The following is a 24,699-nucleotide window of genomic DNA, read 5'->3' as shown; positions in this document are numbered from 1 at the left end:
CTGCGGTCAGTGCGACGGACTCGCGCTGGTTGTGGTGGTCGCGCTGGTCGTGGTTTCGGTCGTCGTCGTGGTGGTGGTGGTCGGCGTCGGTGTTGTCGTGGTCACCTTCGGTGCGGTCGTCGTGGTCGGTGACGGCTTGGTTGTGGTGGTCGTCGGTTCGGTCGTGGTGGGTTTCGTCGTCGACTTACCGGTCGTCGTCGACTTACCGGTGGTCGTCGTCGTTGTCTTGGTGGACTTCGCCGACGTGGGTGTCGTGGTGCTCGGCGCGGTCGTGGTCGATGACTCCTCCAGCGACTTGTAGGCCGCGAGCAGATCGGCGGGCTCGGGCTTGGCGGTCTTGTCGACCGGCTCCCCGGCCTGCGCCTGCTTGGCGAGGTGAGTGAGCCACGCGGCCGCGTATTCGGCGGAGGTCATGGGCTTGCCGTTGTTCGGATCGCTGTCGTGCCAGTAGTCGAAGTGGTGACCGTCCGGCCCGAGGGTGAGCGCATACGGGTCGTTCAGAATCACCGGAATGGTGTTCTGGTTGGTCACGATCAAGCCGACGATCTCGTTGAACACCTTCTGCGGCAAGTAGGCCAGCGAGGACATCTGATCGGTCGAGATCGCCTCGGGTTTGGTCGAACCCGGCTTGCTCGGGTCGTTGTCCGCCGGAGTCTGTGTGGACTGTCCCGGCTTGTAGTTCGGGTCCGACACCTTCAGCAGCACGTCGAGGAAGGTCTCGTCGCTCTGCATCCAGTTCGGCTTGGAAGCGATATCGGCGAAGGCCGCCATCGCGATCCTGCCGAGCGTCACGGCCACATCTTGCCCGGTCGCGGGTGTGAGGCCCTCGCGTTCGAGCGCGTCGACGTTCAGCTGGGTGCCCACGTTCGCCGCCAACTGCAACAGCGAAATGTTCTCCGGCGCCGAGCAGGTCAGGTCGCCGTCGGAGCAGAACGACGCGATCTTGCCGTTGAGCGAACCGAAATCGCCGCTGGTTCCCGGCAGTGCGCCCTTGCCCGGGGTCGGGTTCTTGCCGTCCTGGTACTGCTGGTCGAAGCCGTCGGGGTTGCCGTAGGGATCCTTCGCGCCGGGGAACGGGCCGTCACCGGCCGAACGTCCCGCGTCGGCGAGGATCACGACACCGAGAACATGGTCGGGGTCGACGATCCCGTAGCCGTCGTCCCCGGCCTCCTGGTGCCCGACCTCCATGGCGACCCGGCGCACCACATCGGCGCCTTCGCTGTAGCCGACGATCGAGAACTTGGTATCGGGGCAGGCCTGGGCGATTTCGCGCATCACCTGTTTGGTATTGGCGACACCGGTGTCGACGGCTTCCTCATAGGTCGACATATTCGCCGGATACGCGATGTACACGGCGGCATACGAACCGTCTTCGACATCGTCGGCCGGTGCGTTCACCACCGGGTCGACCCAATGGCTTTGATGATCACCGGAAAGTGCCGCGGGCAATTCCTCACCATTCGGCCCCACCAGCATCTTGGTGGTTCCCGAAACCGGTGTGTCATTACGACCAGCCACCGAAATCGTCACCATGTCATGGCATTCCGTCACCGAAGCCTTGAGCTGAGTGTCGTCCGTGCGTGGCGTCACAGTCAGCGCCAACGAGGCGGCGACAATGGCCGCGACCCCCAATACAGCGGGCGCGGCAACGGCCGAAGCCATGCGGTGGCGCCCGAAGAATTCGCGGAAAGCCATGTCCTGATCCCCAATTCCAAATACCAAGGTGGGACAGCCCCCCGACGGGCCGTGTGTCACCGAGGAAGTCGGAATCCGTCCGTCAAGCGTTACGGAACACTCTGTCCGCGCCGCGTGACCTCCCCCGGTACGTCAGGTCAGGACAGGCTTCGCATCACCCTTGTGAGTCGGGCAAGACGAATTCGGCAGCGGATTCGCAGGGGCGTCCGTGCACAGGACAGCGAAGTGCGTCGAACCCACCCTCGAGTGCATCGATCAGGCGTTTATGGTCGTCCCAGTCCCAGCGCAGCCACCGCGCCACACACAAAATCGTCACCGATGCGGCCCCGGCCTGTTTCGCCGCGCCCTGCGCACTGGCGCCTGTGGTCCAGGTGCACTCGGTCCCGAACCAGAGCATGTAGGGCCATTGCGTCGGGTGTGGCATCGAGGAATGGGTGCGCGTCTGGTGCGCGGGTTCCATGAGTTGTGAATGTGCCGAGCTGTTGCAGGAACAGGTCGCGTGTGGAGTCGGTCACTGAGTTCCAAGCAGCCTCGTGATCGTTGATCGACGATCGATGATCCCGACTGCGTGTGCTACGGCTTCCTCAGCCGAGTCCGCGACATATACACCGGGATCGTTTTGCAGCGCTCGACCCCACGTGGTCGAATCGACGACGCGAGAGCTCAGAATGACCGGTCGTCCGTGTGCGACGGCTTCTCTGGCCTGAATTCGTGTGCCGCTCTTTTCATTTGCTTCCACGATCACCGTGGCTGACCCGTACGCGCTCATAGTTACGTTTCGAGCCGGGAAGGACCACCGCGATGGCCCGTACTCAGGAAGGAAATGCGTGAGCAGCATTCCCCGTTCTCCTATCTCGGTGTGCAAAGCACGGTTCTCGCGAGGGTAAATGTGGTCGAGGCCATTTCCCAATACGGCTACCGTTCGACCACCTGCTGTCAGCGCCGCCTGATGGGCGGCGGTGTCAACGCCTCGAGCCAGACCGGCGATCACGCTGATGTCGTGTGCTACCAAGCCCTGCGCAACGGTGTGAGCGAACCGCAAGGCGTGCTCAGATGCCGCGCGTGAACCGACAACACACACACCATCCTCACGAGGCACTAGCTTCCCTTGTGTGAACACGATCGGAGGCATCTGTCGCACGGAACGTAGCCGCTCGGGGTAATCGCTATCGAAAAAAGTGTGAAAGCGAAATGGCGCATCTCGCCACGTTTCGATATCGCTGACGGCTTGTTTCAGGACCGCTGAGGCGTCGTCGTCGCCAAACAGATTACGGGGGTGCTCGTCTTCCCACAGCGGCCATGCACCGCGCCGGTCGACGATTCGTTCGGCCAACTTCGACCACTCGGTGCGCGTCGCGGTCAGGCGAATCATCGCGACAAGAGCGGCTCGATCGCGATCATCCCACTGTGGCAGCCGATCGTCCGTCGCCGTGTCACCCCAGTCATCGGGCGAGCCGTGTGCGTGTGTCACTGCCCTCCTACTTCGACGTATGCGAACTTCGACGTATGCGAACTTCGACGTATGCGAACATTAGTTCGAATTCTTGCACAGTCCATCAGCGGAGTCGATGCCGTTGCGCAGTTCGGCCCCTGCTGGTCACTGCGAGCCGAGTTGTACTCGGCGGCACTCGCGCTGCGCCCCGGTCGCCGCGGCACATCGTCGATAACTGAATCCGATTCGAGTTGTTCGTGCGTCGCTATGCGACGCAGAATTCGTTTCCTTCGGGGTCTCGCAAGACCCACCAGTGGCCAGCGGGGCCTTGGTCGTGCTCTTGGACTCGGGTGGCGCCGAGTTGCTCCAGGCGCGCCACCAGCGCGTCTCGGTTGCCTTCGCTGTGCACATCGAGGTGTAGACGATTCTTGGTGGTCTTCTCCTCGGGGACGTCCTGGAACAGCAGGCGGCGTCCTTTCCCGACTCCGCTGGCCGCGTCGAACGGGTCGTCGGGGTGGCGGATGCCCGCGAAGCCGCGAAAGATTTTGTGGCCACCGTGCTCGGTCACCGCGGCCTCGGGAAGGTGGCCAGCCGCCAGTAGTTGCTCGATGAGTGCGGTGGGGTCCTCCGTCACGTAACCGAGGGCTGCCGCCCAGAAGTCGGCGAGCACCGGCGCGTTCCTGCTGTCGACCACAAGCTTCCAGTTCAGTGTCATGCGCTGGTTATAGACCGTCGGTCCGACAAGGACGCATCGTGGCGGTTCGAGTCACACCAGGATTCCAGCAGCGCCGAAGCGCGTCTCGTTCGCCAAACTCCGTGAGCCACTGGATGTTCCGAGCGTCCTCGACCTTCCTGATTCGCACCGGAAGCGCCGGGTATGTGGACGGCGAGCAGGTTCAGGGGTCGGTGATGCTCACGTTCTGCCTGAGGAGGACTTACCCGGCGCGCCGCTGTACTCGCTTGGGTGGCGGACACACCCGGCGGCGACGGTTGTCAGAATTACGAAACGAGCACCCCGCGTCAATGGAGGCCACTCACCACGACCAACCAGACCAGCAAGCTAAAACCAACCAGCACAACGAATTACAGAATCCGCCGCCTAGCGCACGACACGTTAGGCGGCTCGCTGTCGCGCCCTTAACCCGCCCATGGAATCCCCCCATGGGCGGGTACGTGCTGGGTGGGTGGTTCAGGTCAGCTGAACTGGCCGTTGTTGATGCTTGTGGTGAAGGCATCCCACGCGGTCGGCGAAAAAAGAAGCGCAGCGCCAGTCGGGTTCTTGGAGTCGCGGACGCCGACTTGGTCGTCGGATAGGTGCGCGACTTCAACGCACTCATTGCTTCCGCCGCTGTGGCTGCTCTTGAACCACACGGCTTGGGACAGGTCGACGTTCATTAGTGCTCCTTCGCTGCTCGCCGCAGCAGGTTTCGACTGGCCTGCTCATCCAACGCTACTCGCCCGAGCGAGGCATGCGCTGAGCGGTAACGATCAACGCTTTCTGGCCGCTCAAGGTACATATTTCCGGTGTAGTTCTCGACGTAAACCACTGACGGTTCTTGTCTTCCCTTGGTAGGCGCGAAATCCAACGTGATGTACGGGCCGGTCAGATCGCCCAGCGGCACACCAGCTGAGTACGGAAGAATTCGAATCTTCACGTTCGGCAGTGTTCCGATGTCGGCGAGCCGTCGGAGCTGTTCGGCCATCGTCCTTCGGTCGCCTACCACCCGGTGCAAAACCGACTCATCGAGGATCACGTCGACCGACACCGGACGCGTTTTCCTCGTGACCATCCGCTGTCGGCGCATTCGCATCTCCACTCGGCGGGCAACCTCCGGTGCCGGGCCATGCGGTCGCGCTGCGCTGATCAATGTGTGCGCATACCTGGGTGTTTGGAACAGACCAGGAACGATCTCCTGGAACGACGTGAGCTGGTCTGCGGCTGATTCTAATCCGATGTATACATCGAAGTCATTTGGAATCAGATCGCCGTATTCATGCCACCAACTCTCGGTATTACCCTGCTGTGCAAGACCTTTCAAACCCTCCGTCATCGTCTCGTCCGCATCGAGAACCCTGCACAACTCCTCGATATCCCACAGCCGAATACGTTCCGCCGTACCGGTTTCGAGCCGCTGGATCGTTGCGGCACTGCGCTCGACGAGCTTGGCCAGCTCAGCGATGGACATACCGCATTCCTGGCGAAGCTCACGCAGATGCCTGCCGAGTTGCCTACGCGGAACGGTCGAACCGGCAACTACCCCTTGCTTGGAACCCTGGGTCGTGCGCCCGTCCGCACTCCCGAAACCCCCTGTGGACACTTCGAACCTCCCGATTGGATGAATGCTCACGAATCTCCGGATGGTCGACCACACCCCTGCGGACCACCCGCCGACACCGACTGAACGATGAGGCCGCGCCGCGTGAATTACATGCGGGCGGTTTCGACGGATTCTCGCGAACCACTCGTTCGCCATGACAGTGCCGCAATACGCGGTGTTTGATTCGACCGATTCGACCGGCAGGGTGCCCGCCCTTGCCATCTAGCGCGCGGACCGAAAGTACTTGCGGCAGCGCCGATGTCCAAACGAAGCATACGACAACGAGGTACCGATGAAACTAATTCTAACCAATTCGCCTGTCACTGTGACGATCACGGGTCGTGGTTCGGTGCACCAGTGGCATCGGATTTCACCGAATATTTCAACCATCGTGGAGCGATAACCAGGAACCGCCGGTAGCGCAGAGTGGCTGAATCATCGGTCGCATGGTGACGGCGCCGGGTCGAATGCACGCCTCGATCAACGCCTGAACCACGTGTGAGGGGGTCGATATCGCTCGACCCCGTCACACGAACTGGTGACAGCTATGTGTCAGCCGCGAGCCATGTCCACGAAGCGAGACAAATGCAGTTGGTGCGCCACCGTGATCGTCGCGGTCGGACCGTTACGGTGCTTGCCGAGAATCAGGTCCGCTTCGCCACCGCGTGGGTCGTCGCGTTCGATCGCATCGGGGCGGTGCAGCAGGATGACCATGTCGGCATCTTGCTCGAGACTGCCACTTTCGCGCAGGTCAGAGACCATAGGGCGCTTGTCTGTTCGTTGTTCGGGACCACGATTCAGCTGGCTGATCGCGACCACTGGCACTTCGAGTTCCTTGGCGAGAAGTTTCAGATTTCGGGAGAAGTCCGAGACTTCCTGCTGACGGGATTCGACCTTCTTACCGGAGGTCATCAGCTGGAGGTAGTCCACCACAACGAGTTTCAGGTCGTGGCGTTGCTTGAGGCGCCGTGCCTTCGCGCGGATTTCCATCATCGTCAGGTTCGGCGAGTCATCGACAAACAGTGGCGCTTCACTGATTTCGCTCATCCTGCGGGCGAGCTTCGTCCAGTCGTCGTCACTCATCCGCCCCGCGCGCATATCACCGAGCTTGATCTTCGCCTCCGCCGAAAGCAGACGCATCACGATCTCGGTGCGACTCATCTCCAAGGAAAAAATGACACTCGGCAGCCCGTTCCGAATGGAACAGCTGCGCATGAAGTCCATGCCCAGGGTGGAATTGTGCGTGGGGACCATCGCACGTCCCGCGAGGTAGAGATGGTCGGCATTGTCGACTTCGACGCACCGCACCGGGACGGACTCGACCTTCCTGACATCGGTGATGAAACGTGCGCTCGACCGCACCGTGCTCTGGCTCGCGCGACGTTGCTTGTGCAGTAATGCCTTTCGGTGCAGGCCGAAGACGATGTCATCGGTGGCGAAGGTCAGTGTGAAAGCGGTCGAGGACTGCTCGGTCCGTCCGGCGACGCGTTTGGTCGAGAGATGGCACCGGTATCCGAGACTGACGACCAGTTCGCGAACACCATGGACCAGCCGCTCATTCGTCACGCAGAACTGCACGGAGCCGCCCTGCGTGACCGTTCCGTCAGTATCGAGCAGGCCCGCGAGCAGCGCTCGTCGTTGCGCTTCGGATGCGCGCAGGTACTGGGGCGGAATGTGCTTGTCGCCGAGCACTCCGATGGTCCGCAGCCGGGCCTGCACGCTGCCGATGGTGTTTCGGCATCGCTGGCACATCCGGAGGCCGATGGATTTGCCGCCGCATTGTGGGCAGGTCGGCGGAGTAACCGGCGCGGAGCAGAACCTGGCCTTACCACCGCAGGACCGCCCGCAGGTCCGGACTTCTTCGGTGAAAGGCGTGAATTCCTTGCCGCAGACCACGCACTCGCGCACCGCGATCGGGTCTTCCTGGGGCAAAACCAGTCCGTATCGCAGGTAGGCGGATGAAGACGGAACGACCGTCAGCCCCTCCCCCTCGATGCGGACAACAATTTCAGGGTCGGCGGTTGTCAATTGGGCGACGGCCGCGGTGCCGTCGCCCAACCACGCACCGAGTGTGTATGGCGGGACGAGCAATTCGGCCGGTGGCAAGTCCAGTGGCTGCGCGTTCGTCACTGAGTGGTTGAGTCGGCGGTCGCTGGTGTTGCAGCGCAGGGTGTTCGCGATCTGCGCGGTCGTGCGCACTTCTGGGGCGCTGCCGCGCGTCTTGCGTCGAGACGCCCTGGTGTCGGTGAGCCACTGGTGTTGTTCGTCGGCGACGATGACTGTGCCGTCCGAGAATTCGACCTCGTAGCAGGCGCGCTCGGTCAATACCTCGGTCGCGGCGACGACTCGGGTCGGGTGACCATCGGCGTCGATGAGTTCATCGCCGACGCGTACTTCGCCCATGGTTGTCCAACCCGTGGGAGTTGGTAGCGGGGTGTCCAACGCGAGTGCCTTACCAACACCAGGACGCGCAGCGACGATGATCATTTGGCCTGGGTGCAGGCCGTTTGTCACCTCGTCCAGCTCAGTGAAACCGGTGGGGACGCCTAGAGAAATGCCGCCTCGGCTTGCGATGGAATCGATTTCGTCCATCGTGGGCTGGAGGAGTTCTTCCAGGGGCATGAAATCTTCGGTGGTGCGGCGTTCGGTGACCTCGTAGACCTCGGCCTGTGCGCGGTCGACCACCTCGGCGACGTCTTGGCCGTCGGCGCCCGCGTAGCCGTATTGGACGATGCGGGTGCCCGCTTCGACGAGCCTGCGCAGGATGGATTTCTCCGAGACGATCTCGGCGTAGAACCCGGCATTGGCGGCGGTGGGGACGGTTTGGGTGAGTGTGACCAGATACGGTGCGCCACCGATGCGTTTGAGTTCGCCTCGGCGTTCCAAGCCCGCGGCCACGGTCACCGGGTCGGCGGGCTCGCCTCGACCGTAGAGGTCCAGGATCGTGTCGTAGACGGCCTGGTGTGCGGGGCGGTAGAAGTCGCCGGGGCGTAGCACCTCGATGACGTCGGCGATGGCGTCCTTGCTGAGCAGCATGCCGCCGAGGACGGACTGTTCGGCGGCCATATCGTGCGGTGGTTGGCGGCCGAAGTCCTCACCTGGTGGTTCGGGCGGATAGTCCGTGTGTCCACGATCATCGACGACTGCCACGAAACTCGACCGTCCTCTCTCCCCACCAAGGGCTGACCCTATTGATGACTGGTTCTACTCCCGGGTACCGACACGTTCGGCGTGCTCGGTAGCGGATGTTCCGCGGTTGATCGTGCGCCCACCTGGGGTTTCCAGCTATCGGTGCGGGAGCTACGCAATCCGGTCGATCCCGGCCGGTTCGCGCGCGGTGTAGGACGAACGTAGGCGACCCGATCGGTGCGCACCAAACGCACCTGTGCACACAGCTGTGGATAACTTGGGGACTGTTCACCTAACCGTGTGCACCCCCTGTGGACAAGTTGGGGAAAACCCAGGTCACGCGCGATAAATGCGCTGATAGATATTGGTTTCTCACACATTTCGAGTGTGGATGAATAAAGTTCCGCGTGTCGCCGGAGTTGAACAGCCGGGCGTGTTGGGTTAACGGCAGGTGGAATAGCTATGAGCTGAATCACATTACGATCGGTTGGTTTGTCATCGATCCACAGGCGCGCCCGATGGGCGACGCCGTGGAGATCGCCGAATGCGGCGCGGAACCCCGCATTACCGGAATTCCCCACAGGCAAACATTTAGTTACCGATTCAGGGGTGGTGAAACGCACGAAGAAAACCACTCCCGTGCCATGCACGGGAGCGGTCTTCGATTTCGCCTGGTGAAAGTCGCCTATTCAGGCTGTCAGGCGGAGGCGACCTGAAGGTCGAACTTGGCGACAACATCCGGGTGCAGGTGCACCGAGATGGTGTGGTCGCCGGTCGACTTGATGTGCGTCTTCGGCAATTCGATGCTGCGCTTGTCGACAATCGGGCCGCCAGCAGTCTTGATGGCCGTCGCGACATCCGAGGTGGTCACCGAGCCGAACAGCTTGCCGGTGCCCGCCGTCTTCACGGTCAGCGACACCGACTCGAGGCCCTCGATGGCCTGCTTCAGCTCGTTGGCGTGGCCGAGGTCGCGCACCTTGCGGGCCTCCTGCGACCGGCGGATGCCAGCGACCTGCTTCTCGGCGCCACGGCTGGCGACGATCGCGAGGCCACGCGGCAGCAGGAAGTTGCGGCCGTAACCGTCCTTGACCTCGACGGTGTCGCCAGGGGCACCGAGGTTGTCCACGTCAGCGGTAAGAATCAGCTTCATTGTGCGTGCTCCCTTTCTCAGCGAGCCGTCGACACGTACGGCAGCAGAGCCACCTCGCGTGAATTCTTGACGGCTACCGCGATGTCACGCTGGTGCTGAACGCAGTTGCCGGTGACGCGACGAGCGCGGATCTTGCCGCGATCACTGACGTACTTACGCAGCAGCGCCGTGTCCTTGTAGTCGATGTTGACCGTTCCGGTCTTGCTCTCCTTGCAGAAAGCGCAAGCCTTCTTCTTGAGCACCTTTTCGCGCGCTGGCGCTTTAGGCATGGTCTCTACTCCGTAATCACTGATGGCCCGTATCGATCAGGCCGAAGGAATGCCGTTATCAGAACGGCGGTTCGTCATCTACGCGGCTGCCGCCCTCGAAGGAGCCCGCCGCGGGGGCACTGCCCCACGGATCTTCCTGCGCACTACCACCGCCGGAGCGCCCACCATTGGAGCCGCCCGAATTGCCGCCACCGCTGTTACCGCCGCTGAAACCGCCGCCTCCGCCGCCGCGACTGGTCTTGTTGACCTTCGCCGTGGCGTAACGCAATGAGGGGCCGATCTCGTCGACCTCGAGCTCGACGACCGTGCGCTTCTCACCCTCGCGGGTTTCGTAGGAGCGCTGCTTCAGTCGTCCGCTCACGATGACACGGGAACCCCTGGTCAGACTTTCGGCGACATTCTCGGCAGCCTCGCGCCAAATGTTGCAGCGCAAGAACAGCGCCTCGCCGTCTTTCCACTCGTTCGTATTGCGGTCGAACATGCGGGGCGTCGATGCGACGGTGAAATTAGCCACCGCCGCGCCTGCCGGCGTGAATCGAAGCTCGGGATCTGCCGTCAAATTTCCGATGACGGTGATGACCGTGTCGCCTGCCATGTGGGTTCCTCCTGCTCGGTGTGCAGTTCGCGTCTCGCGTGTGCGCTAGAGCCTAGAGATAGGGTCGGACGCTTTCGCGAGTTGGCGAAACTACTTGGCGTGGCGCAGAACCTTGGTGCGCAGCACCGTCTCGTTCAGGCCGAGCTGGCGGTCGAGTTCGCTCACCGTCGCGGGCTCCGCGGTCAGATCGACCACCGCGTAGATGCCTTCGGCTTGCTTGGCGATCTCGTAGGCGAGCCTACGGCGCCCCCAGATGTCGACCTTGTCGATTTTGCCGCCATCGGTGCGAACCACGCTGAGCAGGTTCTCCAGCGACGGACCAACGGTGCGCTCGTCCAGGGTTGGATCGAGAATAACCATCACTTCGTAATGACGCACGGACCAATCACCTCCTGTGGACTAGGAAACGGCCACGGACGGTCCGTGGCAGGAGGGTTCGTTGCGTCAGCAACCCGGCAAGGCTACATGAGCGGCAGGTGAGCAACGAAATCGAGCCCGAGCCCCATGGCGAGCTCCGGGGTAGCGGCGGCGCACCGCCGGGGGGCCGCTTATGGTGGTTTCCATGCCGATCGGACCGACCGCACGCGACGGGACGACGGCGACGGGGGGCGGTCTCGACCGGCGCAGGGCCGCGATGGTCGCGGTGGTGGTGTTGCTGTGCGGACTCACCCTCGCACTCGGCTACCTGAACAAGGCGCGCTGCGCGGGCGAACCGTTCGACGAACAGGGCCGCAGCCTGGTCTTCGACATGCACAAGGATTCCGATGTCTGCTATTCGGATATCCAATTGCTCTGGCTAGGTCGCAATATCAACGAGCACACCTTTCCGTATGTGAGCGGATCGATTACCGACGACGGTGCGCTCGTCGGCGGTGCGGTGGAATACCCGGTGCTCAGCGGGCTGCTGATGTGGCTCGGCGCGATCGGCGCGCACACCGACGCCGACTTCCTGCTGCACACCGCATTGCTGCTGGTGCCGTTCGCGTTGCTGACCGCGTGGATGCTGGCAAGGCTCAGCGGCAAGGCCGCACTGCTGTGGGCGATCGGCTCGCCGCTGGTCCTCTACGCCTTCCACAACTGGGAGCTACCCGTGGTGTGCACAGCGGTAGCCGCGGTGTACGTGATGGCGGCGCTGCCCCGGCTCTCGTTGCGTACCAGGGGGATGCTGGCCGCGGTGCTGCTCGGGCTGGGTTTCTGTCTCAAGCTCTATCCGGGCATCTTCGTGTTGCCGTTGCTGGCGTTCGTAGCCACCGGCGGTGACGAGCGCGACGGCGACGGCCGGGGGACCGGCACCGACGTGCGGGGAGCGTTGCTGACCGCCGCGGCGGCGATCGGCACCGTGGTGCTGGTGAACCTGCCGTTCGCCGTCTCCGGGTACGAGGGGTGGCGTGCCTCGATCACCTTCCAGCAGCTGCGCGAGGCCGACATCACCACCAATTCCGTGTGGTATTGGGGACTTCGGCAGCTGTACGGCTCCGACAAGCGCGACGAGCAGGCATTTCAGCACGCGGTCTCGATTGCCTCACCCGCCCTGATCATCGCGGCGTTCGCGCTGGCCATGTGGCTGGGATGGCGTCGATACACCAGGTCGGGAGTCTTCCCGTGGATCGCGGTGAGTGCGGCGATGCTGTGCGGATTCCTGCTTTTCCACAAGGTGCATTCCCCGCAGTACACGCTCTGGCTGGTGCCGTTCCTCGTGCTGCTGCGGGTGCCGTGGACGCTGATCGGCGCCTACCTGGTGGCCGATGTGGCGATCGGTGTCGGGGTGTTCCGCTACTTCTATTCGATCGGCTCGGGGGAATCGATGGAGACGATGGAGCGGGTGGTGCAGTTCGGGGTGTGGGGCCGCGCGGTGCTGCTCGTCGCGTTCTTCGTGCTGTTTCTGCGTGCACAGCTGCGCGGATTCCGTGCGCCACCACAGACTCTCGCGACGCCGGGTCGTGACGATCCGGTGCCGGTTCCGGTGGCCTAGCGGCGGTGGTTCACTGCCTCGGCGTCACTTGTTCGCCGAATGCCATTGCAGCCCCCAGTGATACGCCTCGTCCAATTGCCGCTGCGCACCGTTGACGTAATGCACCTCGCGATTGACCGTGATCCCCGCGCCCTGGTTCTGCAACAGCGCGATCGCGCAGGTGCGCGCGCCATCCACCGGCGAGTCCAAGCGCACCTCCACCTGCGGTCCCGAGGTGGGGTACAGGGTGGCGACGCCGTCGGCGGCAGCCCAGTTCGGCACGCCGTCGTAGATGAACGCGAAGATCAGGATGCGTCGAAACAGCTCGGGCCGAGCGAGATTGATGTGCATGTTCTCGCCGCCGGTGGCGGTGCCGGTGCGATCATCGGCGTCCAGCCGGATATACGGCTCGGCCTCCAGGTTGCCGAAGCTCGCACCGATCGCCTGCACCACACCCTTGGCGCCGCTGGCCAATTCGTAGAGGCAGCCGAGGTCGAGGTCGACCGGCTTGGCCTTGCGAAAGAAACCCCTCGAGCCCGACGACCAGTTCAGGTTGACGCGCAGAACACCCTGCTGTTCACCGGGTTTGGTGAGATTGATACTCGGTGTTGCCTTCGACAGCGTCACCTTCGACAGGTTGACCCCGCCGGGATTGTTGTCGATCGCCATGGTGGAAATCCCCCCGTCATACGAAAAGCGGCAGCGGTCCGTCATGAATGACGGGGCCGCTGCCGCGTTGGTCTTTCGGCTGCATGCCGCAGATCAGCCTACCGGCGTGGTCTCCGGTTCGATGGTGACTTCGTGGTTGTCGCCCTCGCGCTTGTTGCGAATGATGCTGCTGATGAACGCGGCACCGATGAACGCGACACCGACGAGACCGGTGATCACCTCGTTGATGTGCACGCCGATCGAGACCAGCAGAATCACCGCGAGGGCACCGATCGCCCAGTGCGCGCCGTGTTCGAGGTACACGTACTCCGACAGGGTCCCCTTGCGGACCAGGTACACGGTGATCGAGCGGACGAACATCGCGCCGATCAGGCCGAGGCCGAGTGCGATCAGGATGGGGTCGGAGGTGATGGCGAAGGCACCGATCACACCGTCGAAGGAGAACGACGCGTCCAGGACCTCTAGGTAGAGGAACAGGAAGAATCCCGCCTTACCCGTCGCCTTCACCAGTTGTGAAGGCCCACCGCTCGGGTGCTCCTCGTACTCCTCGGTGTGGAACAAGGAACCGAGTCCGTCAACCGCGATGTAGGTGAGCAGTCCGAGCAGTCCTGCGATCAGCACCGTGGAGCGGTTTTCGTCGGGGGCGATGAATTCCGCGGCAAGGATCAGGCCACCGCCGGCAACCAGTACCGAGATCATGTCCAGCTGTCCGGCCTTGGCCAGCGGCTTCTCCAGCCAGGACAGCCAGGTGATCTCCCGCTCCTCGAAGATGAAGTTGAGGAACAGCATGGCGAGGAACATGCCGCCGAACGCCGCGATCTGCGGGTGGGCGTCGGTGAGCAGCGTCTCGTAGGAGGCGCTGCCGTCCGGGAAGTAGGGGGCGTCACCCGCGGGCGGGTTCAGGGCCAAGTCGAAGGCATCGACCGGGTTCAGACCCGCGGTGATCCAGACGATCGCGAGCGGGAAGACCAACCGCATACCGAAAACGGCGATCAACACGCCGACGGTGAGGAAGATCCGCTGCCAGAACTCGTTCATCCGCTGGAGCACGGTGGCGTTGATGACGGCGTTGTCGAACGACAGCGAGACCTCGAGGATGCCGAGGATCGCGGCCAGCGCCAAGGCGGTCGGCCCGCCGTACAGGAAGGCCGCGATGAGCGAGACCACTGTGACAATGAAGGAGATGCCGAAAATGCGCAGGACCACGCGGGGACCCTTTCGGTGATGGAGGAACAACTAGTCGGCGACAGTCCTGCCAGCGTGGCCGCTCAGACGTGGAATGTCCAACTCTGGGTTTGCCGCCACCTGCGTGGTGTCGTATTGACGCGCCTGCGTACGACGAGGGGGCCCGTCGCCGGGCCCCCTGGCGAACAACGCAGTGTTCCTCAGACGTTTACGCCGTAGTCACGGGCGATACCCGCCAGGCCGGAGGCGTAGCCCTGGCCGACCGCGCGGAACTTCCACTCGGCGCCGTTGCGGTACAGCTCGCCGAAGACCATGGCGGTTTCGGTGGAGGCGTCCTCGGTGAGGTCGTAGCGGGCCAGCTCGTTGTTGTTGGACCGGTCGACAACGCGGATGTAGGCGTTGCGCACCTGACCGAACGACTGCTGCCTGGTTTCGGCGTCGTAGATCGAGACGGGGAAGAAGATGCTCTCGATGGTCGGCGGTGTGTTCGCGAGGTCGACGTTGATGATCTCGTCGTCGCCGTCGCCCTCACCGGTGGTGTTGTCGCCGGTGTGCTCGATCGAACCTTCGGGGCTCTTCAGGTTGTTGAAGAAGACGAAGTGCTGATCCGACAGAACCTTCTTGTCCGCACCGGTCGCGATAGCGCTGGCATCCAAGTCGAAGTCGGTACCGGTGGTGGTACGCACATCCCATCCGAGTCCGACCGCGACGGCGGTCAGGTTAGGCGCCTCTTTGGTCAGTGAGACGTTGCCGCCCTTGGACAGACTGACACCCATGCGGAGTTCCCTTTCAATAGTTGATTGCTGATCCCAGCATGTCCGAATCGCCGGGTACGCCTTACGACAGTAGTAGGTTTCGCGGATCTTGCGCAGGAACGGTCACAACGCTGGAGGGTCATCAAGATCTACCATCGGGGCGTGGCAGGCCGCAGGCGTGGATGGTTTCGGTCGTCCGGAGACGATCAATGGATCGAACAGGCCCGGACGTCGCTGGTATCGGCGTTCCTCGATATGGACCAGCGCCAGAGCGCCGCCGAGGCCGCCGTGCTCGCCTCCGACCAGATTTCTCCCGAACGCGCGATGGCGCGGCGCTGGGAAACGTTGCGCGCGCAATGTTATGCCGCCGCTACCGCCTACCTCACATTGACCGAGGAGATGGACGCGGCGAAGGAAGCCGGTACTTCGGTAGCCGACGGGCGGCGCCGCGCCGACGGCGTCGCCCGGCAGTTGCACGAGGCCGCGCGGGGAGTCGACCAGTTCTATCTCGGTAACCAGGAACACCTGGAGCACGCGGTCGCGATGCTCGCCACGGTGCCGCAGTTGGTGCGGCAGGTGCAGGCCGAGGCAGTGGCGGCCCGTGAACGGGCGGACCAATCGCCATACGCGCGGTACCCGTCGGTGCGTGCGGGTGCGGCAGCCGTGGATGAGGTCATGATCACACTCGCCGCGGCGGGTAACGATGATCAGTCGGTGTCCGCGTCGACGAAGCGCGAGCAGGCCAACCGATTACAAGCCGCGACAAGGCAACTTGACCAGGCATTGGCCGCCGCACCGACACGGGCGCACGCGGCGCAAACCGCGCTGACGTCGGTGAGTACCCGACTTTCCGCTGTTCGAACCAGATCCGAGGGCTTGGCAGCAGCGTTCTCTGCCCTGCTGCGGGAATTCAACGCTGCGAGTTCGGCGGATTTGGCTAACAATGAGCGCGAAAGTGAGCGAGCCACCGCCGCCGCGGAGGAAGCCCTCGGGCGGGCGCGTGCGGCAGCGGCCAACGATGATCCGGAGACCGCACTTGACTTGACCACCGCCGCGCGCGGACACATCGGCGAGGCCGAAGAGTATGTCGACGCCGTGACGAAACGCCTGGCGCTGCTGCGCGAGGTCCGTGCCGATCCACAGGAAAAATCCAAGGCCGTACGATTCCGGCTGCGGGATGCGCAAATGCTGGCGGTGAGCAGAGGACTCGTCGCGGATTGGGGGTCGGTACTCGACGCGCAGGTGGAGCGGATCGATCGGATCGCCGAGACATTGACGGGGCGCCACCCCGACTACCTGGCCTATGTGACGGAACTGGATACCGTCACGGATTTCATCGCCGGTGTCGTGGATCGAATGCGCAAACAGGCAGGACAACAACGAGATTGAGGATGGGGTGACGATGACCGCAGGCATCGCCGTCCAGCAGGGCGTTTCCCTGCGGAAGCGAATGCCGCTGCGCCATTTTCGGCAGCTGCACGGCCCGGACGCACGATTTCTTTTCCACCAGTTGCCGCAACCTTTCGGTGAAGACCGCACCGACCGCGAGTTACTCGCGGTGGGGTTGGGTGCCACGCTGTATGTGCCTGCGACCAGACCGGAACTCGCGGAGACGATCCGAAGATGCGCGGCGCGCGGCGTGTGCTCGATGGTGATCGACCTGGAGGACGCGGTCGCCGATCACGAGGTGGAGCTGGCCAAGAAGCTGGCGGTCGCCGCGCTGGCGGAACTGCTCGACACCCAGGACGCCAATCCGTTGCTGTTCATCCGGGTTCGCGATGCGAGCACCGTTGTGGAGATCATCGAGCAGGCCGGCGCTGGTGCGGCGGTGCTGACCGGGTTCGTCTTCCCGAAGTTCGATTCCGATTCCGGCCCACGATATCTCGAGGCACTAGAGATCGCTTCGGCCCGAGTCGAGCGCCCGTTGTATGGCATGCCCGTGCTCGAATCGGCGGCGCTCGTGCACAGGCAGTCGCGCGATCGCGAGCTCACCGCGATCGCGGAAATGCTTGCACAGCATCGGGATCGGATTCTCGCGGTGCGGATCGGCGCGACCGATATGTGCTCGATCTTCGGTATCCGGCGTGACCGTGACCTGACCATCTACGACGTGCGGGTGGTCGCCGACGTGGTCGCCGACATCGTGAACTATCTCGGGCGTGCCGACGGAAGCGGTTTCGTGATCACGGGACCGGTATGGGAGTACTTCGCCGACCACGAGCGAATGTTCCGGCCGTTGCTGCGCACGGCGCCGTTCGCGGAGTCGGACGCGGTGCCGTTTCGGCAGTATCTGGTCAGCCGTGATCTGGATGGGTTGCTGCGCGAGATCACCCTGGACCGTGCCAACGGGATGCAGGGCAAGACGGTGATTCACCCCTCGCATGTGAACGCGGTGCACGCGCTCTCGGTGGTGACGCACGAGGAATACACCGACGCGCAGGATATTTTGCGCGGTGATGTAGGCGGGGTCGCGGCGTCGGGATATCGCAACAAGATGAACGAGATGCGTCCGCATCGTAGCTGGGCGATGCAGACGTTGTTGCGCGCCAAGGTGTTCGGTGTCGCGAACAAGGGTGTGTCGTTCGTCGACCTGCTGACGGCATTGGTGACGTTGTGAGCGCGCACGACGGCGACAAGTCGCCGTGGCCGACTCGCGAATTCGGTTTCGAGTTACGGCACGTGCGCGCGGGCGGTGGCATCGACTGGCAGGACATATTGCCCGCGAACCTGTCGACTCCCGAGCTGGTCCAGCCGGGGCTGCGCCGGAACCCGCGACGAGCGCACCTGTTGGTGTCGACCGTGCTCGGCAAGCATCTGCCGACCGACCCTCGGGTGGTGCTCGCGGGCGGAAACCGGCTTGGTGATCTGGTGACCCTCGCACTCGACGGTAGCGCGGCGGTGGTGCTCGGATTCGCCGAGACGGCAACGGGACTCGGGCACACGGTGGCGGCGCGTATCGGTGCCGAGTGCTACCTGCACTCGACGCGCAGGGAGGTACCCACCGCGCCGACTACGGCGGGTTTCGAGGAGGGGCATTCCCATGCCACTTCCCATCTGTTGCAGCCGATGCCGGTGGAGGTGTTCGTCAACGAGCTACCGTTGGTGCTGGTCGATGATGAAATATCAACGGGGCGTACGGCTATCGATGCGATCCGCGCGCTGCACGCTTTCGCGCCGCGCACGCACTACGTGCTCGCCTCACTGGTGGACATGCGCGGTCCGGACGACATGGCCGATTTCGGGAAGTTCACCGCCGAACTCGGTGTGCGCATCGACACCGTCGCCCTGGCTCATGGTGCGACCGTCCTGCCGGACGATATGACACTGGTAGTGAACGCGTTACCCGAGCCGACGCTCAATCCCACCGCGCCACAGCGTGGTTCGGTGGTGCGGCTGGAGCTGGCCTGGCCGGAGGGGGTGCCGGAGGGTGGCAGGCACGGGATCCTGGCCTCCGACACCGCGGCGTTCGAGCAGGCGTTGGAAACGGTCGGCGCGACAGCGTCCGAGCTGCTGGACTCCCGATTCGCCGGGCGTCGGGTGATCGTCATCGGCCACGAGGAATTGATGTATCTGCCGTTGCGGATGGCCGCCGTCCTGGCGGAATCGGGGCGGGAGACGAGATTTCAGACCACCACTCGTTCGCCAGCCTATGTCGCGGACGAGCCCGGATATCCGTTGCGCCGTGGATTCCGTTTCCAGGCACCGGAATTCGAGCAACCCCAGCCGAGATTCCTGTACAACGCGCAGTGGGGCCCTGGTTTCGCGGGTGCGGCGACGGGCGAATTCGTCAGCGGTGAAACGGATTCGGAACCACCGGTGCTGCTCGTCGTGATCGACACACCGGCCGACACCAACGCGTTGGTGGCCGACGATGGTTTGGTCGACGTGCTCACCGCCTCCGGCGCGGATGTGGTGCTGGCGGTTGTGCCCGGTGCCGATCCGCGACGGTTGCGCGCCGATCGTCTCCGCGAGGCGGTCGATGCCGAGTCCGCGGCCGCGGGCGAGCCTGCGACTTCCGCCGAACTCATGCCCCTCGCCGCGTCGGCGGCCGTTGCTGGATCTGCGATTGTGGCTGAGCCAGCGACTTCCGTTGGATTCGCGGACGTGGCTGGGCCAGCGACCGTTGCTGAACAGACGGTCGTCGCTCATCAGGTGGCTTCTGTTGGGTCCTCGACCTCCGCTGAGCCCGCGGACTCTGTGGGATCGGTGACCCCCGTCGAACCCACGCTCCCCGCTGCGTTGGCGGCCGCTGCTGGATCTGAGGCCGTGGTTGGGTCTGTGACCGCTGCTGAACGGGTAGTCGTCGCTGAATCGGCAAATTCTGGTGAGTCGTCGACTTCCGCGACCCGCGTTACGTCGGTGGCCGCTGTGCGACCCGCAACCCGCACTGAAACCCCGACCGCACGAGAAGCGGACGCGGCGGGAAGTGGCGGCGAAGCCGAATTGCCCGCACCGCTGACCGCGCCGGAGTTCGGATCGTATGCGGCGGAGGAGGTTTCCTGGCTTTTAACCGATCTCTCCGGGGTGGCGCTTGAAGCCGACGTCGCCGAGCGGGAGCGACGAGCGCAGTCCGGCAAGGCGCACTACGCGGAGTCGTTGCCGATCGAATACCAGCCCGACGCCGCTTACCGGGCCTTGTTCGACACGGTGTTGGCCGAGAGCGCGCAGCGGTTGGCTTTGGCGACCGCGACCGTCGCCGAACTGGTGGTGGCCGAGCGCGGCAGCGATATCGTGCTGGTGTCGTTGGCGCGGGCTGGCACGCCGGTGGGGATTCTGATGCGGCGTTGGCTGGCGGCGCGGACGCCGAGTCTGCGGGTGCCGCACTACGCGGTGTCGATTGTCCGCGATCGCGGGATCGACGCGACGGCGTTGGATTACCTCGCCCACCACCATGATCCGTCTTCGGTGGTGTTCGTCGACGGCTGGACGGGCAAGGGCGCGATCACCAAGGAGCTCACCGAAGCGCTCGAGCTCTATCACGCGCGCGGGGGAGCGTGGTTCGATCCCGAACTCGCGGTGCTCGCCGACCCCGGACACTGCGCGCGAACCTATGGCACGCGCGACGATTTCCTCATCGCCTCGGCCTGCCTGAATTCCACTGTGTCCGGGCTTGTTTCGCGAACAGTATTGAACGACACCCTGATCGGGCCCGGCGATTTCCACGGCGCGAAGTACTACCGGGAGTTGGCCGATGACGATGTGTCGGTGCGACTGCTCGACACCGTGTCCGGTGCGTTCGACACCATCCGTTCCCGGGTCCCCGGGAGCGTCGCGGCGATCCGCGCGAGCGACCGCACACCGACATGGGCGGGCATGGCGTCGGTCGAACGGGTGCGCGCCGCGTACGGCATCGAGAGCGTGAACTTCGTGAAACCCGGTGTCGGCGAGACCACCCGGGTGTTGTTGCGGCGCGTGCCGTGGCGGGTGCTCGTGCGCGTGGCGGACGCACCCGAACACGCGCACATCAGGATGCTCGCCGCCGCACGCGCGGTTCCGGTCGAGGTGGTGCCCGACCTGGCCTACTCCTGCATGGGCCTGATCAAGGATGTGCGACGGTGAACCCCGCCCTAGCCCCGCACGGTCGAAGACGTGTGCTGATCGCCACCGACCTCGACCGGACCATGATCTACTCGCGCGCCGCGTTCGGCGACGTGGTCGAGCGGCTGATCGCCGAGAACCCGGACATCGCCGCGGCGGGTTCGGCGGTGTGCGTCGAGCATCTCGACGGTGCGCCGCTGTCGTTCCTGTTGGCCAGCGCGGCCAGGCGTTTACGGGGCCTCGCCGAATCCGTCCCCGTAGTCCCGACCACCACGCGCACCATCGCGCAATTCCAGCGCATCCGATTACCCGGAGCCCCTTGGCGTTACGCGATCACCAGCAATGGCGGAAACATTCTCCGCGACGGCGAACCCGACCCGCAGTGGCGCGCGTCGGTCGCCGCCGAGGTCGAAGCCAGCGGCGTGGTACTCGCCGAGGTGACAAGCCGCCTGCGCGGCCTCATCGACGATTCCTGGGTCGACAAATTTCGCGTCGCCGACGAGCTGTTCTGTTACCTGGTGGTCCGGCCCGACGCGGTACCCCGCGATTTCGTCGCCACGTGGGGTGCGTGGTGCGCGCAGCGCGGCTGGTCGGTGTCCCAACAGGGCCGCAAGATCTACATGATGCCGAACGCGGTATGTAAGAGCGCCGCGGTCGCCGAGGTACGGCGCAGGCTCCACGAGTCCGGCGAATTATCCGCCGAGGCAACACTTCTGGCCGCCGGCGATGGCGCACTGGACGCCGAGATGCTGCGCGCCGCGGACCTGGCCATCCGCCCCCGCCACGGCGAACTGGAATATTTGTCCTGGACCAACCCCAACCTCACGATCACCGAAGCCGTCGGTATTCGCGCTGGCGAGGAGATCATCGAATGGTTCTACGACCATTCGATGCGACCGGCGGCGCTCGGCGTCGAATAGCGTCGTTTCCCCGGTATCTCGTCGGTGTGAGCCCGGCGGCGACACGATCTCGTAGAGTGGCATTCGAAAGCACCGACAAGCGAAGGGTCGAACTTGTCCGCAACACTCGCCAAGGGTCAGAACGGTCCGCTGGCCACCAACGATGTGGTGATCTCCATCCAATTGTCCGCACCGGCGGATCTGTCCGCGCTGCTGGTTACCGAGCAGGGCAAGGTTCGTTCCGACGCGGATTTCGTGTTCTTCAATCAGCCGAGCGGCCCCGGCGTCAATCTGCAACCCGTGCAGGGCCAACCCGCGGCACTCGCGGTGTCGTTGAGCCAGGTGCCCGCCGATATCGCCCAGATCCGTGCCGTGATCACGCTGGACGACGCGACAAGCAACTTCGGCCGGTTTCCCGCGCCCACCGCGCTCGTGTCCGACGCCGCGGGTAATGCGTTGTACGAGTACCGAATCGACGGCCTGGACACCGAGTCGATCGTGATCGCGCTGGAGCTCTACCGCCGTCAAGGCGCATGGAAGGTCCGCGCGGTAGGACAGGGGTACGCGGGGGGATTCGCGGCGCTCGTCACCGATCACGGTGTGACCGTCGATGATTCGCCGAGCGCCCCGGCGCCGCCCGCACCCGCGCCACCCGAGCCGCAGCAGCAGCCCGGATACCCGGCCGCGCCGCCGACCACACCGGCCTACCCGACGCAGCCGCCGCCGCAACAGCAACAGTTCGCGCCGCAACCCGGTTACCCGCCGCAGGGCCCCGGTTACCCGCCGCAGGGCCCCGGTTACCCGCCGCCGCCCGCCCCCGGCTACCAGCAGCCACCGGGGCCCGGTTACCCGCCGCCGCCCGCGCCCGGATATCCGGCGCAGGGTCAGCCGCAGCAGGGTCAGCCGCAGCAAGCTCCCGAGGTGAGCCTGAGCAAGGACCGTCCGGTCAGCTTGCAGAAGGGTCAGCGGGTAACCCTGCGCAAGGAAGGCGGTCATGCGCTGACCTTCGTGAAGATGGGTCTCGGCTGGGATCCGGTTCGCAGCAGGGGAATGTTCGGCAACCGCACCGTCGACGTCGACCTCGACGCGTCGGTGGTCATGTTCGCCGACATGAACCCGGTGGACGTCGCCTACTACGGTCAGCTCACCTCCAAGGACGGCTCTATCCGCCACCAAGGTGACAACCTCACCGGTGAGGGCGAAGGAGATGACGAGGTGATCCTGGTGGATCTGACCCGCATTCCCGCGCACGTCACCTCGTTGCTGTTCATCGTGACCTCCTACAAGGGGCACACTTTCGAACAGATCCAGAACGCCTTCACTCGCCTGGTAGACGGCGCCAACAACGGCGAATTGGCCCGATACACCCTCGCGGGTGGGATGCCGTTCACCGCGATGCTCATGGCGAAGGTATTCCGGGTCGGCGGGGACTGGAAACTCGAGGCGATCGGCGAAGGCTTCCACGCCAAGCATCCCGGCGAGGCGGTGCCACAACTGGGGCGCTTCCTCGTCAACACCTGACAGGAACAACACGAATAAGCGGGGCGGACAAAGTGTTTCAGTTGAAAGCCGGTCAGAATATCGCTCTGACCGGTGAAACCGTGATGGTCGACGCGAAAGCCGAGGCACCCCTCGACGTTTCCGCGCTTGTCGTCGCGGAGAACATGAAGGTGTTCTCCTCCGACGACTTCATCTTCTACAACCAACCCACGGGCGCGGGCGTCGAACTGTCCGCCGACGGCCTCCGAATCACGCTCGCCCAGGTACGCGCCGACGCCAAGGCCGTGCTGTTGGTGATCAGCGCCGACCCCGCCGCGCCGGCCCGCGACGGTGGACTCGGCACCGTCACCGCGACGCTTGCCGAAAATGGTGCCCCCACCGCCGAATTCGTCACCACGCCGACCTCGGGTGAGGCTGCGCTGATCTGCCTGGAGGTGTACCGGCGCGGCACGGCGTGGAAGGTGCGCGCTGTCGGACAGGGATACGCGGGCGGCATGGCCGTGCTGCTCGGCGCGCACGGTGTCGACGTCGCCGACGCGGCCGCCGAACCGCACACGATGACCGGCCCGCTGGCCACCGAGGCACGCAGCGCTGGGACGGCCCCGTTGGAAGTCGGGCACGGCCTGGAACGGCTGTGGATGATCTTCGAAGACGCCGCGCGTTCGGCGGCCGCGTTGGAATCGGCGCGCGAGTACGCGGCCAAGCGACTCGACCACGAATCCTCGCTGGCCGTCTCCGACCCCGCGACCAGGAACACCCCCGAGGGTGCCGAGGCGTTGCTTGCCGCCCAACAACGCAACGACGAACTGATCGCCACCGCGGAACGCAATCATCAGCGCGACGCCGAACAACTGATCACCGAACTCGCCGACGCGGAGGTCATGCTGCCGCCCGCGCTGGCGTCCTGGGACTCGCCGTCCTGGGATCGCGACGCGGTGGCCAGCGACGGTATCCGCCTGGGGGAGTTGTATTCGCTCGAACGCGGGCCGCTGCGAGTGCCGTATTGCGTTCCGGTGCCGTTGAACCGGCCGCTGTGGATCGACACCGAGTCCAGCGCCGCGGTCGCCCCCGTGGTCGGCGCGTTGCTCGCCCGGCTGCTCGCGGTGGCGCCCGCGCGGCGCACCGCACTGGACGTCATCGATCTCACCGGGGCGTTCAGCGGATTCCTCGGCATGCTGGAACCCGTACTGAACGGTCCACCCGTCACCGACCACACCGACATCTCCGCGCGCCTGCAAACGCTGGTCGACGCCGCCGAACTTGCCGAGATGGCCTACAACAGCGGCGAGCGCACTCGACCGACCGAGCACCGGGTGCTGTTGGCGGCGGATTTCCCGCACGGATACCAGAGTTCGGACGCCCAGCGCATCGGCGCCCTGCTCACCAGGGGTGACCTGATCGGACTGTCGGTGGTGATCGTCGGCAGCGACGAATCCGATTCCGGCGACCAGATCGTCGCCCTGCTCTCGCAGTCGTGCCGTCACCTGCCGACCGTGCAGGGCACACCACTGTTCGATCCGTGGACGGGAAGTCCGTGGCAGCTCGACCTCGATGTATTGCCCACCGAACCCGCGCGGCAAGCACGGTATCTGCGCGCACGCTGAGCGTTCGGGG

At 64.4% G+C, this 24,699-nt stretch carries 20 protein-coding genes; 7 read left to right on the top strand and 13 right to left on the bottom strand.

Going from position 1 to position 24,699, the window contains the following annotated elements:
• Positions 1 to 6: 6 nt before the first annotated feature.
• From ABEA50_RS05485 to rpsF, 10 genes are all read right to left on the bottom strand, one after another.
• Complete coding sequence (locus ABEA50_RS05485) at positions 7 to 1,695, bottom strand: cutinase family protein (protein ID WP_345493916.1); 1,689 nt, start codon at positions 1,693 to 1,695, stop codon at positions 7 to 9.
• A 511-nt stretch (positions 1,696 to 2,206) separates the two neighbouring features.
• Positions 2,207 to 3,166, bottom strand: a complete 960-nt coding sequence (locus tag ABEA50_RS05480) for a DNA-processing protein DprA (protein ID WP_345493915.1) — start codon at positions 3,164 to 3,166, stop codon at positions 2,207 to 2,209.
• A gap of 226 nt (positions 3,167 to 3,392) precedes the next feature.
• Positions 3,393 to 3,842 (bottom strand): VOC family protein, encoded by a 450-nt coding sequence (locus tag ABEA50_RS05475; RefSeq protein ID WP_345493914.1) that lies wholly within the window; start codon positions 3,840 to 3,842, stop codon positions 3,393 to 3,395.
• A gap of 479 nt (positions 3,843 to 4,321) precedes the next feature.
• Positions 4,322 to 4,522: a DUF397 domain-containing protein gene (locus ABEA50_RS05470; RefSeq protein WP_345493913.1), complete on the bottom strand. Its 201-nt coding sequence runs from the start codon at positions 4,520 to 4,522 to the stop codon at positions 4,322 to 4,324.
• Entirely contained in the window at positions 4,522 to 5,445 is a 924-nt protein-coding gene (locus tag ABEA50_RS05465) for a helix-turn-helix domain-containing protein (RefSeq protein ID WP_425577567.1), read from the bottom strand. The genes ABEA50_RS05470 and ABEA50_RS05465 overlap by 1 nt, the downstream gene beginning before the upstream one ends.
• Before the next feature lie 552 nt (positions 5,446 to 5,997).
• Complete coding sequence (gene dnaB / locus ABEA50_RS05460) at positions 5,998 to 8,595, bottom strand: replicative DNA helicase (protein WP_345493912.1); 2,598 nt, start codon at positions 8,593 to 8,595, stop codon at positions 5,998 to 6,000.
• Positions 8,596 to 9,271: 676 nt separating this feature from the next.
• Complete coding sequence (gene rplI, locus ABEA50_RS05455) at positions 9,272 to 9,724, bottom strand: 50S ribosomal protein L9 (protein WP_345493911.1); 453 nt, start codon at positions 9,722 to 9,724, stop codon at positions 9,272 to 9,274.
• Positions 9,725 to 9,741: 17 nt separating this feature from the next.
• On the bottom strand, positions 9,742 to 9,993 hold the full coding sequence (gene rpsR, locus ABEA50_RS05450) for a 30S ribosomal protein S18 (protein WP_040871322.1): 252 nt from the start codon (positions 9,991 to 9,993) through the stop codon (positions 9,742 to 9,744).
• A gap of 58 nt (positions 9,994 to 10,051) precedes the next feature.
• Positions 10,052 to 10,588, bottom strand: a complete 537-nt coding sequence (locus ABEA50_RS05445; protein WP_345493910.1) for a single-stranded DNA-binding protein — start codon at positions 10,586 to 10,588, stop codon at positions 10,052 to 10,054.
• A gap of 90 nt (positions 10,589 to 10,678) precedes the next feature.
• Positions 10,679 to 10,966, bottom strand: coding sequence for a 30S ribosomal protein S6 (gene rpsF, locus ABEA50_RS05440; protein ID WP_345493909.1), 288 nt, complete (start codon positions 10,964 to 10,966; stop codon positions 10,679 to 10,681).
• 184 nt (positions 10,967 to 11,150) lie between these two features.
• Between rpsF and ABEA50_RS05435 the strand changes: the two genes are divergently transcribed.
• Complete coding sequence (locus ABEA50_RS05435) at positions 11,151 to 12,560, top strand: glycosyltransferase family 87 protein (RefSeq protein WP_425577533.1); 1,410 nt, start codon at positions 11,151 to 11,153, stop codon at positions 12,558 to 12,560.
• A gap of 24 nt (positions 12,561 to 12,584) precedes the next feature.
• Here ABEA50_RS05435 and ABEA50_RS05430 read toward each other — a convergent pair whose 3' ends face one another.
• The 3 genes from ABEA50_RS05430 to ABEA50_RS05420 all read right to left on the bottom strand — a co-directional run bounded on the left by ABEA50_RS05430 (position 12,585) and on the right by ABEA50_RS05420 (position 15,169).
• Positions 12,585 to 13,208, bottom strand: coding sequence for a TerD family protein (locus ABEA50_RS05430; protein WP_345493908.1), 624 nt, complete (start codon positions 13,206 to 13,208; stop codon positions 12,585 to 12,587).
• Between the two features lie 93 nt (positions 13,209 to 13,301).
• Positions 13,302 to 14,414 carry a DUF475 domain-containing protein gene (locus ABEA50_RS05425; protein ID WP_345493907.1) on the bottom strand — a complete coding sequence of 371 codons (1,113 nt, stop codon included), beginning with the start codon at positions 14,412 to 14,414 and terminating at the stop codon, positions 13,302 to 13,304.
• 179 nt (positions 14,415 to 14,593) lie between these two features.
• Positions 14,594 to 15,169 (bottom strand): TerD family protein, encoded by a 576-nt coding sequence (locus tag ABEA50_RS05420; protein WP_345493906.1) that lies wholly within the window; start codon positions 15,167 to 15,169, stop codon positions 14,594 to 14,596.
• Between the two features lie 141 nt (positions 15,170 to 15,310).
• On the opposite strand from ABEA50_RS05420, the gene ABEA50_RS05415 reads away from it, so the two are divergent.
• From ABEA50_RS05415 to ABEA50_RS05390, 6 genes are all read left to right on the top strand, one after another.
• Complete coding sequence (locus ABEA50_RS05415; RefSeq protein WP_345493905.1) at positions 15,311 to 16,537, top strand: hypothetical protein; 1,227 nt, start codon at positions 15,311 to 15,313, stop codon at positions 16,535 to 16,537.
• Between the two features lie 13 nt (positions 16,538 to 16,550).
• Positions 16,551 to 17,765, top strand: a complete 1,215-nt coding sequence (locus ABEA50_RS05410; protein WP_345493904.1) for an HpcH/HpaI aldolase/citrate lyase family protein — start codon at positions 16,551 to 16,553, stop codon at positions 17,763 to 17,765.
• Positions 17,762 to 20,707: a phosphoribosyltransferase gene (locus ABEA50_RS05405; protein ID WP_345493903.1), complete on the top strand. Its 2,946-nt coding sequence runs from the start codon at positions 17,762 to 17,764 to the stop codon at positions 20,705 to 20,707. The genes ABEA50_RS05410 and ABEA50_RS05405 overlap by 4 nt, the downstream gene beginning before the upstream one ends.
• 62 nt (positions 20,708 to 20,769) lie before the next feature.
• Positions 20,770 to 21,606: an HAD family hydrolase gene (locus ABEA50_RS05400; protein ID WP_345494669.1), complete on the top strand. Its 837-nt coding sequence runs from the start codon at positions 20,770 to 20,772 to the stop codon at positions 21,604 to 21,606.
• Positions 21,607 to 21,699: 93 nt separating this feature from the next.
• A complete protein-coding gene (locus ABEA50_RS05395; protein ID WP_345493902.1) occupies positions 21,700 to 23,106 on the top strand; it encodes a TerD family protein in 1,407 nt (468 codons plus the stop codon).
• Positions 23,107 to 23,138: 32 nt separating this feature from the next.
• Positions 23,139 to 24,689 carry a TerD family protein gene (locus tag ABEA50_RS05390; protein WP_345493901.1) on the top strand — a complete coding sequence of 517 codons (1,551 nt, stop codon included), beginning with the start codon at positions 23,139 to 23,141 and terminating at the stop codon, positions 24,687 to 24,689.
• Positions 24,690 to 24,699 lie beyond the last annotated feature (10 nt).

It is taken from the genome of Nocardia callitridis (assembly GCF_039543305.1).
In the GTDB taxonomy this organism is placed as follows: domain Bacteria; phylum Actinomycetota; class Actinomycetes; order Mycobacteriales; family Mycobacteriaceae; genus Nocardia; species Nocardia callitridis.
This window is presented reverse-complemented; position numbering and strand designations above follow the sequence as displayed.

Excerpts from the sequence above, each read along its gene's own strand:
- ABEA50_RS05435 (WP_425577533.1), top strand. The coding sequence starts at position 11,151 with ATGCCGATCGGACCGACCGCACGCGACGGGACGACGGCGACGGGGGGC.
- rpsR (WP_040871322.1), bottom strand. The coding sequence starts at position 9,993 with ATGCCTAAAGCGCCAGCGCGCGAAAAGGTGCTCAAGAAGAAGGCTTGC.
- ABEA50_RS05470 (WP_345493913.1), bottom strand. The coding sequence starts at position 4,522 with ATGAACGTCGACCTGTCCCAAGCCGTGTGGTTCAAGAGCAGCCACAGC.
- ABEA50_RS05475 (WP_345493914.1), bottom strand. The coding sequence starts at position 3,842 with ATGACACTGAACTGGAAGCTTGTGGTCGACAGCAGGAACGCGCCGGTG.
- ABEA50_RS05410 (WP_345493904.1), top strand. The coding sequence starts at position 16,551 with ATGACCGCAGGCATCGCCGTCCAGCAGGGCGTTTCCCTGCGGAAGCGA.
- ABEA50_RS05445 (WP_345493910.1), bottom strand. The coding sequence starts at position 10,588 with ATGGCAGGCGACACGGTCATCACCGTCATCGGAAATTTGACGGCAGAT.
- rplI (WP_345493911.1), bottom strand. The coding sequence starts at position 9,724 with ATGAAGCTGATTCTTACCGCTGACGTGGACAACCTCGGTGCCCCTGGC.
- ABEA50_RS05420 (WP_345493906.1), bottom strand. The coding sequence starts at position 15,169 with ATGGGTGTCAGTCTGTCCAAGGGCGGCAACGTCTCACTGACCAAAGAG.
- ABEA50_RS05400 (WP_345494669.1), top strand. The coding sequence starts at position 20,770 with ATGATCTACTCGCGCGCCGCGTTCGGCGACGTGGTCGAGCGGCTGATC.
- ABEA50_RS05430 (WP_345493908.1), bottom strand. The coding sequence starts at position 13,208 with ATGGCGATCGACAACAATCCCGGCGGGGTCAACCTGTCGAAGGTGACG.
- ABEA50_RS05485 (WP_345493916.1), bottom strand. The coding sequence starts at position 1,695 with ATGGCTTTCCGCGAATTCTTCGGGCGCCACCGCATGGCTTCGGCCGTT.